Consider the following 14,071-nt stretch of genomic DNA (forward strand, 5'->3'; position numbering starts at 1 on the left):
CATCAAGGAGTAGCGCCCCGAGACGGCAGACCGGAGCGCGATTTTTTAACCGAGGGAGAGCGGGTAACGGCGGCGTTCAGCCAGGCATACCGCACAGTTTGGTCAGGTTGCGCGCGCCGATCATCAGCGTGGCGACATAAGATTGGCGACGCGTAACCACTTCCACCGCCACGCGATCGTTTTGATATTTTATCAGATAGGTCGAGGGCCAGCCCTGACGGCGCTGGCCGAAGCTTTCGGCATGACGATCGATCGCCGCATGGGCAATCACCAGATGAGACAAGTTTTTATCACCTTTGATAATGCGCTTCATAAACAGCCTCCGCCAACGACAGCTCTGTTATTAGAAAAAGGAGAAACTCTTACCAATCACCGGTATTTTTGCGAATCAGTTAGCCTGTCGGCTCATCAGAAAACAGATCATCGCCGCGCGCAGCGGGCTGGCGCTGTCGGCCTGCCATTCACCGCCCTGGGTGCTCATGCGCGCCTGCCACTGTGGGCTGTCGCTGTGGTTGTCGGGGTTCAGACTGATTTTGTTGGCGCAAATGATCGGCCAGGCGTCGGAGGGATTCTTGCAGTAATCTTTACCTTTCACGCCGCCGTAGGGATACCACTTGTCCGGGTTCTCCCCGGTCAGCAGCGCAATGCTGCGGTTCACTTCGGCATCGCTTTCTTCGTACCATTTAATCATCGGCTTTATCCATCTTTTGTAAGGTTCGCGCTACATTACGATGTCTGTAAGACAGTTTTATGACAGCGTCGCCGGTTTTCACATTATCTGCACTAATGTTTCGCCCCCTTTAACTTTTCTCCCCTTCTGCGTACACTTTTCGTCTGTTTAGCGCCCAGGAAACGCACGCATGTTGACCGGCCTCAACCACCTGACGCTCGCCGTCAGCGATCTCGATCGCAGCTTCGATTTTTACCGTCATCTGTTGGGGTTTACCCCTCACGCCCGCTGGCAAGGCGGCGCCTATCTGTCGTTGGGGGCGTTGTGGCTGTGCCTGTCATTGGATGAGGCCCGCACGCAACCACGGGCGCGTGATTACACCCATTACGCCTTCAGCGTCGCGCCGGAACACATTGAACGGGTCAGCGAGCGGCTGCGCCAGAGCGGCGCAGAAGAGTGGAAAAGCAATCGCAGCGAGGGCGAGTCGCTCTATTTTCTCGATCCTGATGGGCATCAGTTGGAGATCCATGCCGGCGATCTGGCCAGCCGCCTGGCGGCATGCCGGGAAAAACCGTATCAGGGCATGGTATTTTACTGAAGCGCCCCGGCGGCGCAGCGCCGGCCGGAGCAAGGTGTTCAACGTTCGGGGATAAAACCTTTAAAATCCAGCGCGGGGCTGAGATCGTCGTCATCAGCATCGCCGCCGTCGGCGCGAGCGCTGTGCGCCAAACGCTTCAACAGCGCCGTTTGTTGACGTTGCTGCTCGGCAATTTCCTGCAGCAGGCGAATCTGCTCGTTGGCGCGCACGCTGGCGCGGTTCACAAGGAACCAAACCCAGAGCCCCACCAGCAACGCCACGGCGGCGAGAGCCAACGACAACAGGCCGTTCTGGCCAAAACCTAAATCGTACATGGACAACCCTATCTACTGCGAAATTCAGGCCGCCATCTTAACACTCGCGGCGGCCGGGCGAACATCCCTGCCAAAAATTGCTTACCAGGGTACGAAGCGCGTCACCGCACAGATGCCCAGCGCAAAATTTCCACCATCGTCGCAATAACTGTCCAGCGCCAACAGGTAGAAAAACAGGCAGGCAGCGACGGCCGTCATTATCACGAGGATTTTTTTTCGCAACAAATTTAGCAGCCTCATTGTTATCAGGATGGTCTATCGCGCATGTTATCACAGCAAAGTTAAACGAAGTTTAACTTGTCGTTTAGATTTCTGGCTATCGCCCGGTTTTCAGACTGTTACCCTTGCCCTCGCGCTGGCGCCGTGGCTAGATGAACCCTCAGGGATAACGAGGAAACGCAATGAGCAGACTGATTAAGTGGGTACTGGTATTGGCGGTCATTTACGGCGGCTTTTTGATCTCGGGCTACGGCGTGCTGATCGGCAGCAACAAGAACGTCGGCGGATTGGGATTGCAGTGCAAATACCTGACGGCGCGCAACGTGGCGATCGCCCAGTACGTCAATGGCGACAACGGTTTCATCGGCGTGACCGACTGCCCGCTGTTCAAGAAAATCGAAACGGTGGTGGATTAACCGCCACCGCCCGACGCCGTCGCTCTGCGGCGGCTCCGCCTCAATCGCGGGTAAACTTCAACTCGATCAGCGCAATCGCCTTGTCAATCGCTCTGCGGGTCACCGGATCGGCGCCGGCGGGATGCGTGGAGAAATCGATGCTTTTGAGCTGGCCCGCCATCTTGTCGCGCACTTCGGTCGGCGCAATCACGTCGATAACGTCCAGAATCTGTTTAATGACCAGTTGGCAAGCGACCAAATCGGAAGCCAATTCCTGCTCGTTGCTCAGCATGTCAGACATAATAACTTTCCCTCTTGATTCAAACGCCGCACAGAATAGCATGCCGCCTGCGCCATTGCCCGCCCTCCCCGCCTTTTTCCCCATTCTGCGCACCGCCGGGCAAAAGCCCGCGGCAGATTAGCCTATACTTGCAGCATGACGGTGATAAAAACATCCGTAACCTAAGCCACAACCAACAGGAGATAGTTATGGCGAATCACAATGTGAAATCCTGGGCAACAGTGCGTGAAACTTCGGTGGAAATTGCCGAAGCTATTTTTGAACTGGCAGGGAACGATGAAGTGTTGGCGCAGAAGATCTGGGAAGAAGGCAGCGATGAAGCGCTGGAAAAGGCTTTTGCCAAAACCACCGCAGACCAGCTTTATTGGGGAGAGGAAACCGTCGAGCGTAAAAACGTTTAAGCCGCCAGGCAACAAAAAGCCCGGGTTTCTGGCCCAGGCTTTCCCGATTAGCGCTCACCCCGCTCAGCGGCGTGCATCTCTGCTTGCTCTCACGGTTCTTCACCTCCCACACCTTCCGCATTTTTCATGCTCATCACCGGCGTCGCCATAAAAGCGCCGACGCCCACGATTACAACCAGAGTAATAATCACTGTCATTAACATGCGATCACCCCATCAACGTTGAGTTGTTACGGCTGACTCTGTTTTGGCGGTTCTTGCTGCGGTCTGCTCCGCGTCACCCACCGCGGCGGCGACAGTCTCAGATTAGCCGTTTTTCCTTTCGGCTGACAAGCGGCGGTTCAACGGTTTTTCCGAATCATGCCCCGTCATCGGCGGCGTTTTTTGTCCGCGGCGGCAAGTTGTGTATACTTCACCGCTATGTAGATCTCACACTGACGCACTGATGATACAAGAACACCATCTCTCATTGGTCTGCGCCCTCAGCAAATGGGTCGAAACTCACCTCGGACGAGTGATCCATCTCGAAGAGCTGGCCGAGTACTCCGGCTACTCGCTGTGGCACATGCAGAAGCTGTTCAAAGAAGCGACAGGGATTTCGCTGGGCAAATACATTCGTGAACGCCGTCTGGCCGGCGCGGTCTATCAACTGCGCAGCAGTGAAGCGTCGATTTTCGATATCGCCCTGGACTTTGGCTTCGGCTCACAGTCCCACTTCACCTACATGTTCAGAAAGCGTTTTAATATCACGCCTTACGATTTCCGCCAGGATCTGAGCGTCGATCTGCACATCGATCCGCCGCTGCACGTCATTCACCAAAAATCCGCCTGATTTTCGCCCGCCGTCAACCGGCGGGTTAACGCGCGCCCGAGACCGCCAGCAGCGCGATCGCGGCCGGCAACGCCTGCACCCACAGGATCTTGCGGCTGGCGGTCAGCCCGCCGAACACGCCGGCCGCCAGCACGCAGCCGAGAAAGAACAGCTGCAGCGCCACATCTTCACGCCAATAGCCCCATACCAGGCCCAGCGCCAGAAAACCGTTGTACAGCCCCTGGTTGGCGGCCAAGACCCGCGTGGCCGCGGCGAACTCCGCCGTCGTCCCGAATGCTCGCCTGCCGATCGGCGCGCGCCACAGGAACATTTCCAATACCAGGATATAAAGGTGGAGCGCCGCGATAAGCAGCAGAACAATGTCGGCAATGAGCTTCATGATTATCCAAATAGCGAAATGGGGATGCCGTCAAGTATAAGTGATGGGTGAATATCGCTCACCATCCAAGATAAAAAAACCCGCCGAAGCGGGTTTATGCAGGAGTCATTTTTTGAGGTTAGTGTAATACGGCAACCAACAATGCCGCGACAGAGACCCAAAACAGCGCCGTGGCAACCACGACATGGGACAGTCTTGCACGATAAAGAACTTGGCTCATAATGACCTCACTGACATCAGACTAACGGGAGACAACCTGACTTCCTGAGGATTATCCTAATCTTCTTCCGTTTATCATTATATGCGTCAGATCACTATTTCGTTGAGAAACTTTATATTGTCGTGAAGCTGGAGCCGCGATCACATTTATTGCGCGTTATTAGAGCGAAATAAGTCGAATAATCTCGGCGATTATATCCTAACGCTATCAAACTTCGCTCCACGGCAGGCGTGGCGCGACCATGCGCTCACCGGAATAACCGCTGACCGCCGGAAAACGATCCGTTTCCTGCTCCCAATCGCGCTGAGCCTGAATAATTTCCGCTTTGGTATGGCCAACGAAGTTCCACCAGATAAGGATCTCTTCATTTAACGGCGCTCCACCGATTAATAATCCCCGGCTGCCCTTCTCTGCATTTAACTCAATAGAGTTATTACCCATGCCTAAATAGGCGAATGCGTCAGGTGAAAATGTTTCACCATTAAGTTCAAATGCACCAATTAGGGGCAAAAAGCCGATTTCATAATCATCGCGCAGCGGCAATTGCGCCGTCGCCGCCTCTTGCCATTCCATATCAATGGCGATTAATGGCGAAAGAGTAAACACCGGTGAACGATAAGCGCCAAATTCCCCGACCAGCAAACGGTGATTCACGCCGTTATTACGCCACTGCGGCAAATCGGGATAATGATCGAATCGCGGCGTCATGTCGGCATATTCAGCCGGCAACGCAATCCACAATTGTGCGGCGTGCAGTCGTCGGTCCTCGCCCACCGACTGTTCCGTATGCGCGATGCCGTGCCCTGCGGTCATCAGATTGACCTGCCCCGGACGGATCAACTGTTCGCTGCCGAGGCTATCGCGGTGCAGCACCTCACCCTCGATCATCCAGGTAAAGGTTTGCAGACCGGTGTGCGGATGCGGCCCTACGTCCATGCCGGGCGCGGTGCCGTTGAATACCGTCGGGCCGGCGTGATCGAGAAAACACCAGGCGCCGACGGTGCGCCGCTCCCGGGTTGGCAACGCGCGGTTGATAGGAATGCCGCCCACTTCGGCATTGCGCACGGCAATGCGCTGGATCTGGCGCGCGCCGTCAACGACAGGGCACTCGCGTGAGGGTGAAAAACGCGCAGGACGGGACTGACTCATCGCAAAGACCTCCTGAATGGCGCCGATTCGCCAAGGATAATCGCCCCAGCTTAGCGCAGGACAACGCCCCCTGGAGAGCGACGACGCTCAGCCGCGCTCACGCGGATTAAGGTGTTTTGATGTAGCAGCTTTTAATATCGATATCGTCGTGGGCATGCCTGAGATCGGAGAAATAAGTCACTCCGAAGAGAATCGACACGACCAGCAGTACAGAAACCAACAGGCCGATAATCGCCAACAGTTTGGTTTCATCGTGGAGATTGGGCTCCATTTTCTCTCCCCTAGTTAATGACGTCAGGTCAGCCACAGCGTGACCGCCAACGTAAAAATGATCAGTGAGCAGGACGCAATCGCCAAAACGACGATCGCAAATTGCGCATCACCCAAGGTTTCTCTGTAGTTTTTATCCGTCAAGGCGTTACGCTGCTGTTTCACTAAATCGGCTTTCACTCGTTCAACTGCTGCATTGCTGTTTGATGGGGCAAGACACCCCCTCAGAATGGGGGAGCGAAATCCCCCTTCGGCTGCTCAGTCCGCAACCGGGCCATGACGCTACCAACTTTCCCCCCCAGGGTCAACACCGCCGCCGCGGGCCGGCGAGCGCAGGCACACGGTATGTGTAACTTTTATTTAGAGGGAAGGGAAATAAGAGATGCTTATAGCGGAGGCAAAAAAAAGCCCGGCACATCGCCGGGCCAGGGGAGACAGAGGCGTTATTGCGGGATACGCAGCACCTGTCCCGTATAGATCTTGTCCGGGCTCGACAGCATCGGCTTGTTGGCTTCGAAAATTTTGTTGTAGAGATTGGCGTTACCGTACATCTCTTTGGAGATTGCGCTCAGCGTATCGCCCTTCTTCACGGTATAGAAGCGGCTCTCGGCGTCGGATTGCGCTACCGCCACCTTGTCTTCCACACCGCTGATGCCCGCTACGTTGCCGATAGCCACCAGAATCTTCTCTTTCAGCTCCTGGCTGACGGCATCGCCGGTCACCACCGCTTTCCCATCGACCACCTGCACATCGACTTTGTCGGTGCCCGGCAGGCCGCTCTTATCGAGATGCTCCTTGAGTTTGGCGCTTTGATCTTCGGCGGAGGCATTGCCGGTGACTGTGTCCCACAGTTTTTCGCCCGCTTCTTTGACAAAGTTAAACAAGCCCATATTCACTCCTTTTGATGGTTGCACTAATGCGTTGATGTAAGGCTTGTTAAGCTTAGCATCGTCAAAAGGATCTGCCATCCGCTCTCGCCCCCAGAAACGGCTAGAGAATTCCGAAAGTGCCGTCTGCGGCGCCTCATTGGCGTTTTATCGCGCAATGATGCTGAAAAATCGCGCTTTTTTACCTACACTGTTGCAGACAAGGCGGCTCGACGAAGGAGGCTGCAAGATGTACGCATTGGTGATGTTTGTCTGTTATCTGGATGGCGGCTGCAGTGAAATGGTGGTGGACATATTGCGCGACGAACCGCAATGCCTGGTGGCAATGAAGGAACAGAACCTGCGTCACGCCGGCTGTTATCCCATGGAAGAATTTATTGACGGCTTCTGGTTGCCGGCCAGCGAATACTCGGATTTTTGATCCCCTCCCCGCCTGATGCTGAGGAATTTCTGATTTCATCGGAAACTGCATCTTCCTCCGAGGCATAAGGCCGCTGTTTTGCTAAATTGCGGCTCCCGAAGAAGAAAGACAGAGAAAGGTCATGTCAGCATCGGCTCATTCCAACGAGCAATATGAAATTCTGCTGCGCAACGTCAGCCTGGCGTTAGGCGACGCAGTGTTGCAGTTAATCAAAAACCATAAAAAGGTATCCGGCGGCAATATTCTTTCGCAGCTGGTGACAGAGATAGAGCGAGAGCAGGATCAGCAGCGGTTTGCCGCGCTGCGTTCGGCCATCGAGTTGGTGGGGTTGGCGCCAAAAGGCTGAGCGCGCGATACAAACGAAGGCAGGGCTTGCGCCCTGCCTGATTACCGATCCCGACACAGGATGAGGGTAATGGAATTGCAGCTTAGAAGCGGTAGGTCAGGTTGACGGCAACGATGTCGTCAGTGCTCAGCTTCAGTTTGTTGTCGTCGTTCAACTGGTTGATCTTGTAGTCGACGTAGGTGTACATGTTTTTGTTGAAGTAGTAAGTCGCGCCCACTTCCACGTATTTCACCAGATCGACATCGCCAATCCCTTCAATATCCTTGCCTTTCGACTGCACGTAGGCCAGAGACGGACGCAGACCGTTTTCGAACTGGTACTGGGCCACCACTTCGAAGTTTTGCGTTTTGTTGGCGAAGCCGGAGACGCCATTGCCGCTGATCGGCGTCATGTTGCGGGTATCGGCATACATGGCCGCCAGATAGACCTGGTTGGCGTCATATTTGATTGCGGTGGTCCAGGCGGTGGCCTTATCCCCTTTACCATACTTCAGCGCTTTCTGGTCGCTAGTACGGTTGGAATCAGAGAACGCCGCCGCGACGCCGATGCCGGTGCCGCCGATGTCCTGATAGTCCAGAGACATGCCGTAACCGTCGCCGTTTTGCTTGGTCACGCTGCGGCCGTCACCGTCGTTTTTACCCTGGTACTGCAACGCCAGGTTCAGGCCTTCCACCAAACCGAAGAAGTCACGGTTGCGGTAGGTCGCCAGGCCGTTGGAGCGCGCGGTCATGTAGTTGTCGGTGTAGCTGTAGGAGTCGCCGCCGAATTCCGGCAGCATGTCGGTATAAGCTTCGGCGTCGTACACCACGCCGTAGTTACGGCCGTAGTCGAACGAGCCATAGTTGGCGAACTTCAGGCCGGCGAAGCCCAGACGGGTTTTGGTGCCGGTGGTGCCTTGTGCTTCATCGTGGTTGGCCTGAACGTTGTATTCCCACTGGCCGTAACCGGTCAACTGATCGTTGATCTGGGTTTCGCCTTTAAAGCCCAGACGAACGTACGTTTTATCTCCGTCTTCACTTTTATCTTTACTGAAAACGTGTTTGGCCGAAACGCGGCCGTACAGGTCGAGTTTATTGCCATCTTTATTGTAGATTTCAGCCGCGTTGGCGAAGGAGGTGACCGCCCCGAGGGCGACAGCTAAGGCTAATACACTGCGTTTCATCATTTATTTTCCTAGATATTATAATTAGAACCCTGCCCGTCACGCCCAATTTATAATTTGGGCTGTGATTTTATCTTTTGGTATTTTATGAGCTCCCCTAATGCTGGGGTGATGTGACATTAGCATCATGAATCAAAACTTAAAATCAAAAAGTTCATGAAACAACGAGGAGAAAGCATGTTTATTTGTAACCATATATTTCAAAAAAGAGAATGCATAACCCATTGAATATAAGAAATTTTTATCACATAACTTATAACCAAAACGGTGCAACGCACCAATTTAGTGCATTTTGGTTTCGTTTTGCGTGCTTTCTGCGCGATTCAAAAGTAACAACAAGATTAGCATGGTTATTAAAAACGTTACTTATTTCACATTTTTATCTTAACAAAGTCACCAGGCAATTAAGGCTTTCCGATAACGGCTGAATACGGCCTTTATTCATTCACGTAAAGAAATCCCTATAGGACGAATAAAATTCGATTTATGGCCATTTAAATAGCGGGAAATAGCAGATTAAAATAATGAAAGGAATAAACGGCAGCGCGCTGACGGCGCCGCCGTGGATAAATCAATACAACGTAGAACGGGAAACTTCGCTCAACAGCATGCCGGCGCGCAGGCCCAGCGCCACAGTGGGGTTAGGAAACAGTATCCACGCGCCCTCTTGGCCAACGCGATACTCCTCCTGCGGCTGCTCGCACAGCAACATCCCCGGTTTCAACTCGGTGAAGTTAGCGGTGTCATCATCCAGATGCAGCTTGAAATCCTCGCTGTGTTTGATCAACGAGTGCATCACACGGAATACCCGGATCGCCTCGCCCACGCGCTCCGGCAACGGCCCCTCGCTGACCGCCGCCCGCAGAGCGCGATCGATGGCGGCGAACTGTTGCAGATCGTTGCTGCCGAACGGCCGCGCCTTGCCCAGCTCGAGCGTACAGCTCGCCGCATTGAGATGCTCGCTGGAATAGTGGCTGAAAGTCCCGCCCGGCGCGCTGTGTACCACCAGCGCATCCAGATCGGCGGCATCCAGCAGCTTTAGCATCGGTTCGCTGTACGGGCGCTTCTGGAAGGGCAAAATGCCAAAGCGCGGCAAATGCGACTCGCGAATGGCGGTGTGCAGATCGTAATGGAAACGCGCCGCCTGTTCGCCATCAAAAAAGGCGGCGAGCGTGCGCTCCAACTGCTGGGCGCGCGCGGTTTCCCCGCTGGCGGCGAAGTTGCGGTAGCGGCCGCCGAACATGCGGTTCATGTCGCTGTGCAGATAGCGCTTGCCCGCCCGCATCGCCGCCGGGTTGCCCAGCACCACCAACAGCCGCACCGCCAGCGGCAAGCGGCCGCTCAACAGATCGCCGATTAACTGATTGAGCAGTTCAATCGGCGCGGTTTCGTTGCCGTGTACGCCCGCCGACACCACCAACGCCTGGCGATAACGCTGCCGCGGCGTGAGCTCCAACACCCCTTCCCCCAGCCAACGCCAGCGCAGCTGCGGCGTTTCGCCCTGCCATTCGGCGGGTTCTTTCCCCTCCAGCGTCAGGGGCAGTAGATCGATCATGCAGCCTCCCTTAACGTTGGAACGGATAGATGGACCCGAGACCGAGGATCGACGTCAGCGAATCCAACGCCTCGCGCCCTTCGCGCAGCAGCAGCGGATCGGCCAGGTCATCCTGCGTCAGGCGATCGCGGTAATGACGATCCACCCACTCGTTCAACGTCGCGAACAGCCGATCGTTCATCATGACGCGCGGATTCACCGCCCGCAGCTCTTGATCGTTGAGTGCCACCCGCAGCCTCAGGCAGGCCGGGCCGCCGCCGTTGCGCATGCTTTCGCGCAGATCGAACACGCGGATTTCATCGATCGGGCCGCCGCTGCCGACCATCTCGTTCAGATAACGCCACACGCCGGCATGCTGGCGCGACTCTTCCGGCACCACGATCATCATCTTGCCGTTCGGCTTGGTGAGAATTTGGCTGTTGAACAGATAAGTCGCCACCGCGTCCGCCACCGAGACGCGCTCCGTCGGCACTTCGATCGCCACCAGCTCGCTGTCCAGCGTCGCCATCTTGCGGCGCACTTCATCCAGCGCCTGTTGCTGACGGTAAAACGCCTGCTGGTGGTGGAACAGCACGTTCTGGTTGCTGACCGCAATCACGTCGTTATGGAACACGCCCTGGTCGATCACCGCCGGATTTTGCTGTACGAAGACCGTATGCTGCTCGTCCAATTGGTGCAGGCGAGCGATCGCCTCACCGGCTTCGCGCGTCTGGCGCGCGGGATAACGCGCCGGCGCCGTTTCACCGCCAAACTCCTGGCGACCGTAAACGAACACCTGCACGCTGCGCCTGGCGTAATCGCCGCCCAGCCGGTTATGGTTGGCCGCCCCTTCGTCCCCAAACAACGCCACCTGCGGCAGCGCTTCATGGTGGGCGAAATGCCGGTCGTCGTTAAACATCGCCCGCAAAACGTCGGTGGTCGTTTCCGCTTCAATGGCGCGGTGGAATTTATTGTTCAGGTTGGCGGCGGTGAAATGCACCTTGCCGTCTGCGCTGTCCGCCGAGGGGGACACCGTGGCCGCATTGGCGGTCCACATGCAGGACGCCGAGCTGAGCGCCGACAGCAAACGCGGCGATTGACGCATCGCCTGCGCCAGCACCGCCTCATCGCTGCCGCTGAAGCCCAGGCGACGCAGCATCGGCAAATGCGGCCGCTCCTGCGGCGGCAATACCCCTTGCTGGAAACCGAGATCGGCCAGCGCCTTCATTTTCAGCAGCCCCTGCTTCGCCGCCAGCTGCGGGTTCGATACGCTGTTTTGATGCTGCGTAGAGGCCTCGTTACCGAACGACAGCCCGGCATAGTGGTGCGTTGGCCCCACCAAACCGTCGAAATTGACTTCATATCCTGACATGGCTATCCCCTGGGGATGGCCTGCGGCGACGCCATGACGCCGCCGCAGACGATTAACGGAACGACAAGCCCGGCGAGAGCGTCGCCGGCAGCGACAGGCTTTCGCTTTCCAGCGACGCCATCGGCCAGGCGCAATAGTCCGCCGCATAGAAGGCGCTTGGGCGATGGTTGCCGGAAGCCCCCACGCCGCCGAACGGCGCCGCGCTGGACGCCCCGGTCAACGGCTTGTTCCAGTTGACGATGCCGGCGCGCGCTTCCAGCAGCAGCCTCTCGAACAGCTCGCGCTGCGGCGAGACCAATCCCACCGACAGGCCGTAGCGCGTCTGGTTGGCGAGCCGCAGGGCCTCGTCGAAATCGCGGTAACGCACGATCGTGGTCAACGGCCCGAAGTACTCTTCGTCCGGCACGCCGGCCACGCCGGTCAGCTCGATGATGCCCGGGCTGAGCAGCGAACTGCCCGGCTCCAGCAGACGCATGGCCAGCAGCGATTTACCGCCCAGCGCCAGCAAGCGCTGCTGCGCTTTCAGCATGTTTTCCGCTGCGGCCGCCGACACTACGCCGCCCATGAACGGCTGCGGTTCGGCATCCCAACGGCCGACGCGCAGCTCGCCCGCCACCTGAACCAAACGCGCGATAAAGGCGTCGCCTTCCGCCCCCTGCTTAACCAAAATGCGGCGTGAACAGGTGCAGCGTTGGCCGGCGGAGATAAACGCCGACTGGATAGCCAGGTTGACCGCCGCGTCGCGATCCTCGAAACCATCGACGATCAGCGCGTTGTTGCCGCCCATCTCCAGCGCCAGGATCTTCTCCGGCTGCCCCGCCAATTGGCGATGCAGGTGGTAACCGGTGCCGGCGCTGCCGGTGAACAACAGGCCGTCGATATTCGCACTGGCCGCCAGCGCCTCGCCGGTTTCCCGGCCGCCCTGCACCAGATTGATCACCCCGTCCGGCAGACCGGCCTTCAGCCACAGCTTCAGGGTCTCCTCGGCGGTCAGCGGCGTCAGTTCGCTCGGCTTGAACACCACGCAGTTTCCGGCCAGCAGCGCAGGCACGATATGGCCGTTCGGCAGATGGCCGGGGAAGTTGTAAGGCCCGAACACCGCCAGCACGCCGTGCGGGCGATGGCGCAGCACCGAAGCGCCGTCGGCCATCGCCGTCTGGCTAAAACCGGTGCGCGCCTGATAGGCCTGCAGTGAAATGCCCACCTTGCCGATCATCGCCTGAATTTCGGTCAGGGTTTCCCAGCGCGGTTTGCCGGTCTCGCGGCTGATGGTTTCCGCCAGCGACTGTTTATGTTCTTCCAGCAAAGCGGCGAAGCGTTTCACCAGCTGTTCGCGCTGCTCGAACGGCGTACGCGCCCAGTCGGGAAATGCGGCGCGCGCGGCTTCGCAGGCGGCGGCGACGTCATCGGCGTCGGCGGCGTTGGCGCGCCACAGCGGCTGATTGCCGACCGGATCGGCCTTGCCGAACTCCGCGCCGCGGCCCTGCCGCCAGACGCCGTTAATCAACAGTGCAGGATGGGACATCATGCTTTCTCCTGTGCAATAAGGGGGAGTACCCGCACCGGGCTGCCCTGCTCGACGCCGAGCGCCGCAGCGGTGGCGGCGTTGATATGCAGGCGGTCGTCATACAGATCGGCATTGACCAACAGTGCGCGGTAATTCTGATAGTTGTCGTTGGCGACCAGATGGACCGGCGCATCGGCGCGCATCGGCGTGTCATCCAGCACCACTTTGACCAGGCGGCTCTGCTTCACCGCACGGATGTGGTCGATTTCGGCTTCCAGCGTCGGGCCACCGTCGAAGATATCGACGTAGCCCTGATAGCTCAGGCCTTCCGCCTCCAGCAGGCGGCGCGCCGGCAGGGTTTGCGGGTGCACTTCACCGATCACCTTCTGCGCGTCTTCGGCCAGGAAATCGACATACAACGGATGTTTCGGCATCAGTTCGGCGATAAACGCTTTTTGTCCGGTGCCGCTCAGGTAGTCCGCCTTGGCGAACTCGATGGAGAAGAAACGGTGGCCGACGCTCTCCCAGAACGGCGAACGGCCGTTTTCATCGGAGAAACCGCGCATCTCGGCGATCAGACGGCGGGAGAAGCGTTCACGGAACGCGGCGATAAACAGGAAACGCACCTTCGACAGCAGCTTGCCGTTCTCGCCGTGACGATAGTCCGGATCGAGGAACAGCGTGCACAGTTCCGAATGCCCGGTATGGTCGTTGCTGAGGAACAGCGTCGGCACCGATTTATAGACGTTCAACTGTTTGGAAGCGTGCACCTGCGTGCCGACGCGGAAGCTGTACCAGGGTTCCGCCAGGCCGACGGCCACTTCGATCGCGCAGACCCCCACCGCCTGCCGGCGCTCGCTGTCTTCCAACACGAACAAATAACACTGGTCACTTTGCGGAAGTTCGCCTTGCCAGGTTTTTAACGCCCGCTCAATGCGTGCCGACAGGGTATCTTCATTTTGCGGCAGCGACGTGAGACCGATACCGGATTTGCCGGCAAGCGTCAGCAAATCCGCCAAATCGCGGCGCTCTATAGGGCGAATAATCATCATAATGCGAACCTCTTCTGAATCAGGCTGCGCCGATAAAGGCGCA

The 14,071-nt window shown here is 57.2% G+C and carries 21 protein-coding genes; 6 read left to right on the plus strand and 15 right to left on the minus strand.

All coding sequences use genetic code 11. From position 1 onward, the window contains the following. Positions 1 to 76 precede the first annotated feature (76 nt). Entirely contained in the window at positions 77 to 313 is a 237-nt protein-coding gene (locus tag ACP3TA_RS20050; protein WP_025303167.1) for a DUF4060 family protein, read from the minus strand. 75 nt (positions 314 to 388) lie between these two features. Further along, positions 389 to 691 carry a phage protein NinX family protein gene (locus ACP3TA_RS20055; RefSeq protein WP_033643391.1) on the minus strand — a complete coding sequence of 101 codons (303 nt, stop codon included), beginning with the start codon at positions 689 to 691 and terminating at the stop codon, positions 389 to 391. A gap of 169 nt (positions 692 to 860) precedes the next feature. On the opposite strand from ACP3TA_RS20055, the gene fos reads away from it, so the two are divergent. Then, entirely contained in the window at positions 861 to 1,268 is a 408-nt protein-coding gene (gene fos / locus ACP3TA_RS20060; RefSeq protein WP_033643393.1) for a fosfomycin resistance glutathione transferase, read from the plus strand. A gap of 38 nt (positions 1,269 to 1,306) precedes the next feature. Here fos and ACP3TA_RS20065 read toward each other — a convergent pair whose 3' ends face one another. Further along, positions 1,307 to 1,582, minus strand: a complete 276-nt coding sequence (locus tag ACP3TA_RS20065) for a YebO family protein (protein WP_033643394.1) — start codon at positions 1,580 to 1,582, stop codon at positions 1,307 to 1,309. Positions 1,583 to 1,663: 81 nt separating this feature from the next. Beyond that, positions 1,664 to 1,822: a PhoP/PhoQ regulator MgrB gene (locus ACP3TA_RS20070; protein WP_206196355.1), complete on the minus strand. Its 159-nt coding sequence runs from the start codon at positions 1,820 to 1,822 to the stop codon at positions 1,664 to 1,666. 161 nt (positions 1,823 to 1,983) lie between these two features. Here ACP3TA_RS20070 and ACP3TA_RS20075 point away from each other — a divergent pair, with 161 nt between their 5' ends. After that, positions 1,984 to 2,217 (plus strand): YobH family protein, encoded by a 234-nt coding sequence (locus tag ACP3TA_RS20075; RefSeq protein ID WP_033643398.1) that lies wholly within the window; start codon positions 1,984 to 1,986, stop codon positions 2,215 to 2,217. Between the two features lie 40 nt (positions 2,218 to 2,257). Here ACP3TA_RS20075 and ACP3TA_RS20080 read toward each other — a convergent pair whose 3' ends face one another. Continuing rightward, on the minus strand, positions 2,258 to 2,497 hold the full coding sequence (locus ACP3TA_RS20080) for a DUF2766 family protein (protein ID WP_033643399.1): 240 nt from the start codon (positions 2,495 to 2,497) through the stop codon (positions 2,258 to 2,260). Between the two features lie 188 nt (positions 2,498 to 2,685). Here ACP3TA_RS20080 and ACP3TA_RS20085 point away from each other — a divergent pair, with 188 nt between their 5' ends. Both ACP3TA_RS20085 and ACP3TA_RS20090 read left to right on the plus strand, forming a co-directional pair. Beyond that, positions 2,686 to 2,898 (plus strand): YccJ family protein, encoded by a 213-nt coding sequence (locus ACP3TA_RS20085; RefSeq protein ID WP_004927694.1) that lies wholly within the window; start codon positions 2,686 to 2,688, stop codon positions 2,896 to 2,898. A 444-nt stretch (positions 2,899 to 3,342) separates the two neighbouring features. Then, positions 3,343 to 3,729: a helix-turn-helix domain-containing protein gene (locus ACP3TA_RS20090; protein WP_004927697.1), complete on the plus strand. Its 387-nt coding sequence runs from the start codon at positions 3,343 to 3,345 to the stop codon at positions 3,727 to 3,729. Between the two features lie 25 nt (positions 3,730 to 3,754). Here ACP3TA_RS20090 and ACP3TA_RS20095 read toward each other — a convergent pair whose 3' ends face one another. The 5 genes from ACP3TA_RS20095 to lysM all read right to left on the minus strand — a co-directional run bounded on the left by ACP3TA_RS20095 (position 3,755) and on the right by lysM (position 6,637). Beyond that, positions 3,755 to 4,108: a DUF1304 domain-containing protein gene (locus ACP3TA_RS20095; RefSeq protein ID WP_047574842.1), complete on the minus strand. Its 354-nt coding sequence runs from the start codon at positions 4,106 to 4,108 to the stop codon at positions 3,755 to 3,757. Between the two features lie 427 nt (positions 4,109 to 4,535). Beyond that, complete coding sequence (locus ACP3TA_RS20100; RefSeq protein WP_206196356.1) at positions 4,536 to 5,477, minus strand: pirin family protein; 942 nt, start codon at positions 5,475 to 5,477, stop codon at positions 4,536 to 4,538. A gap of 106 nt (positions 5,478 to 5,583) precedes the next feature. Beyond that, positions 5,584 to 5,748 carry a hypothetical protein gene (locus tag ACP3TA_RS20105; protein WP_162837199.1) on the minus strand — a complete coding sequence of 55 codons (165 nt, stop codon included), beginning with the start codon at positions 5,746 to 5,748 and terminating at the stop codon, positions 5,584 to 5,586. Between the two features lie 23 nt (positions 5,749 to 5,771). After that, positions 5,772 to 5,927, minus strand: coding sequence for a hypothetical protein (locus tag ACP3TA_RS20110; RefSeq protein ID WP_162882310.1), 156 nt, complete (start codon positions 5,925 to 5,927; stop codon positions 5,772 to 5,774). A gap of 263 nt (positions 5,928 to 6,190) precedes the next feature. Continuing rightward, on the minus strand, positions 6,191 to 6,637 hold the full coding sequence (gene lysM, locus ACP3TA_RS20115) for a peptidoglycan-binding protein LysM (protein WP_033643402.1): 447 nt from the start codon (positions 6,635 to 6,637) through the stop codon (positions 6,191 to 6,193). 226 nt (positions 6,638 to 6,863) lie between these two features. Here lysM and ACP3TA_RS20120 point away from each other — a divergent pair, with 226 nt between their 5' ends. Together ACP3TA_RS20120 and ACP3TA_RS20125 are read left to right on the plus strand one after the other, a co-directional pair. After that, positions 6,864 to 7,055, plus strand: coding sequence for a YebW family protein (locus ACP3TA_RS20120; protein ID WP_004934567.1), 192 nt, complete (start codon positions 6,864 to 6,866; stop codon positions 7,053 to 7,055). 121 nt (positions 7,056 to 7,176) lie between these two features. Beyond that, complete coding sequence (locus tag ACP3TA_RS20125; protein WP_033643403.1) at positions 7,177 to 7,401, plus strand: biofilm development regulator YmgB/AriR family protein; 225 nt, start codon at positions 7,177 to 7,179, stop codon at positions 7,399 to 7,401. Between the two features lie 82 nt (positions 7,402 to 7,483). Here the strand turns inward: ACP3TA_RS20125 and ompC are convergent, their stop codons facing one another. From ompC to astA, 5 genes are all read right to left on the minus strand, one after another. Further along, on the minus strand, positions 7,484 to 8,566 hold the full coding sequence (gene ompC / locus ACP3TA_RS20130) for a porin OmpC (protein WP_069100978.1): 1,083 nt from the start codon (positions 8,564 to 8,566) through the stop codon (positions 7,484 to 7,486). 568 nt (positions 8,567 to 9,134) lie between these two features. Then, a complete protein-coding gene (astE, locus tag ACP3TA_RS20135; protein ID WP_069100979.1) occupies positions 9,135 to 10,118 on the minus strand; it encodes a succinylglutamate desuccinylase in 984 nt (327 codons plus the stop codon). A gap of 10 nt (positions 10,119 to 10,128) precedes the next feature. Next, on the minus strand, positions 10,129 to 11,469 hold the full coding sequence (astB, locus tag ACP3TA_RS20140; RefSeq protein WP_033643406.1) for an N-succinylarginine dihydrolase: 1,341 nt from the start codon (positions 11,467 to 11,469) through the stop codon (positions 10,129 to 10,131). A gap of 52 nt (positions 11,470 to 11,521) precedes the next feature. Next, entirely contained in the window at positions 11,522 to 12,994 is a 1,473-nt protein-coding gene (astD, locus tag ACP3TA_RS20145) for a succinylglutamate-semialdehyde dehydrogenase (protein WP_033644293.1), read from the minus strand. After that, positions 12,994 to 14,028: an arginine N-succinyltransferase gene (gene astA / locus ACP3TA_RS20150; RefSeq protein WP_004934585.1), complete on the minus strand. Its 1,035-nt coding sequence runs from the start codon at positions 14,026 to 14,028 to the stop codon at positions 12,994 to 12,996. The genes astD and astA overlap by 1 nt, the downstream gene beginning before the upstream one ends. Between the last annotated feature and the right edge of the window lie 43 nt (positions 14,029 to 14,071).

This window comes from Serratia sp. 2C06 (genome assembly GCF_050037615.1).
Lineage (GTDB): Bacteria > Pseudomonadota > Gammaproteobacteria > Enterobacterales > Enterobacteriaceae > Serratia > Serratia ureilytica.

Coding starts and splice junctions, on each gene's coding strand:
- astA (WP_004934585.1), bottom strand. CDS start 14,028: ATGATGATTATTCGCCCTATAGAGCGCCGCGATTTGGCGGATTTGCTG.
- ACP3TA_RS20065 (WP_033643394.1), bottom strand. CDS start 1,582: ATGTACGATTTAGGTTTTGGCCAGAACGGCCTGTTGTCGTTGGCTCTC.
- ACP3TA_RS20080 (WP_033643399.1), bottom strand. CDS start 2,497: ATGTCTGACATGCTGAGCAACGAGCAGGAATTGGCTTCCGATTTGGTC.
- astE (WP_069100979.1), bottom strand. CDS start 10,118: ATGATCGATCTACTGCCCCTGACGCTGGAGGGGAAAGAACCCGCCGAA.
- ACP3TA_RS20085 (WP_004927694.1), top strand. CDS start 2,686: ATGGCGAATCACAATGTGAAATCCTGGGCAACAGTGCGTGAAACTTCG.
- fos (WP_033643393.1), top strand. CDS start 861: ATGTTGACCGGCCTCAACCACCTGACGCTCGCCGTCAGCGATCTCGAT.
- ACP3TA_RS20075 (WP_033643398.1), top strand. CDS start 1,984: ATGAGCAGACTGATTAAGTGGGTACTGGTATTGGCGGTCATTTACGGC.
- ACP3TA_RS20050 (WP_025303167.1), bottom strand. CDS start 313: ATGAAGCGCATTATCAAAGGTGATAAAAACTTGTCTCATCTGGTGATT.
- ACP3TA_RS20120 (WP_004934567.1), top strand. CDS start 6,864: ATGTACGCATTGGTGATGTTTGTCTGTTATCTGGATGGCGGCTGCAGT.
- ACP3TA_RS20090 (WP_004927697.1), top strand. CDS start 3,343: ATGATACAAGAACACCATCTCTCATTGGTCTGCGCCCTCAGCAAATGG.
- ACP3TA_RS20100 (WP_206196356.1), bottom strand. CDS start 5,477: ATGAGTCAGTCCCGTCCTGCGCGTTTTTCACCCTCACGCGAGTGCCCT.
- ACP3TA_RS20070 (WP_206196355.1), bottom strand. CDS start 1,822: ATGAGGCTGCTAAATTTGTTGCGAAAAAAAATCCTCGTGATAATGACG.
- astD (WP_033644293.1), bottom strand. CDS start 12,994: ATGTCCCATCCTGCACTGTTGATTAACGGCGTCTGGCGGCAGGGCCGC.
- ompC (WP_069100978.1), bottom strand. CDS start 8,566: ATGATGAAACGCAGTGTATTAGCCTTAGCTGTCGCCCTCGGGGCGGTC.
- astB (WP_033643406.1), bottom strand. CDS start 11,469: ATGTCAGGATATGAAGTCAATTTCGACGGTTTGGTGGGGCCAACGCAC.
- ACP3TA_RS20105 (WP_162837199.1), bottom strand. CDS start 5,748: ATGGAGCCCAATCTCCACGATGAAACCAAACTGTTGGCGATTATCGGC.
- ACP3TA_RS20125 (WP_033643403.1), top strand. CDS start 7,177: ATGTCAGCATCGGCTCATTCCAACGAGCAATATGAAATTCTGCTGCGC.
- ACP3TA_RS20055 (WP_033643391.1), bottom strand. CDS start 691: ATGATTAAATGGTACGAAGAAAGCGATGCCGAAGTGAACCGCAGCATT.
- ACP3TA_RS20095 (WP_047574842.1), bottom strand. CDS start 4,108: ATGAAGCTCATTGCCGACATTGTTCTGCTGCTTATCGCGGCGCTCCAC.
- lysM (WP_033643402.1), bottom strand. CDS start 6,637: ATGGGCTTGTTTAACTTTGTCAAAGAAGCGGGCGAAAAACTGTGGGAC.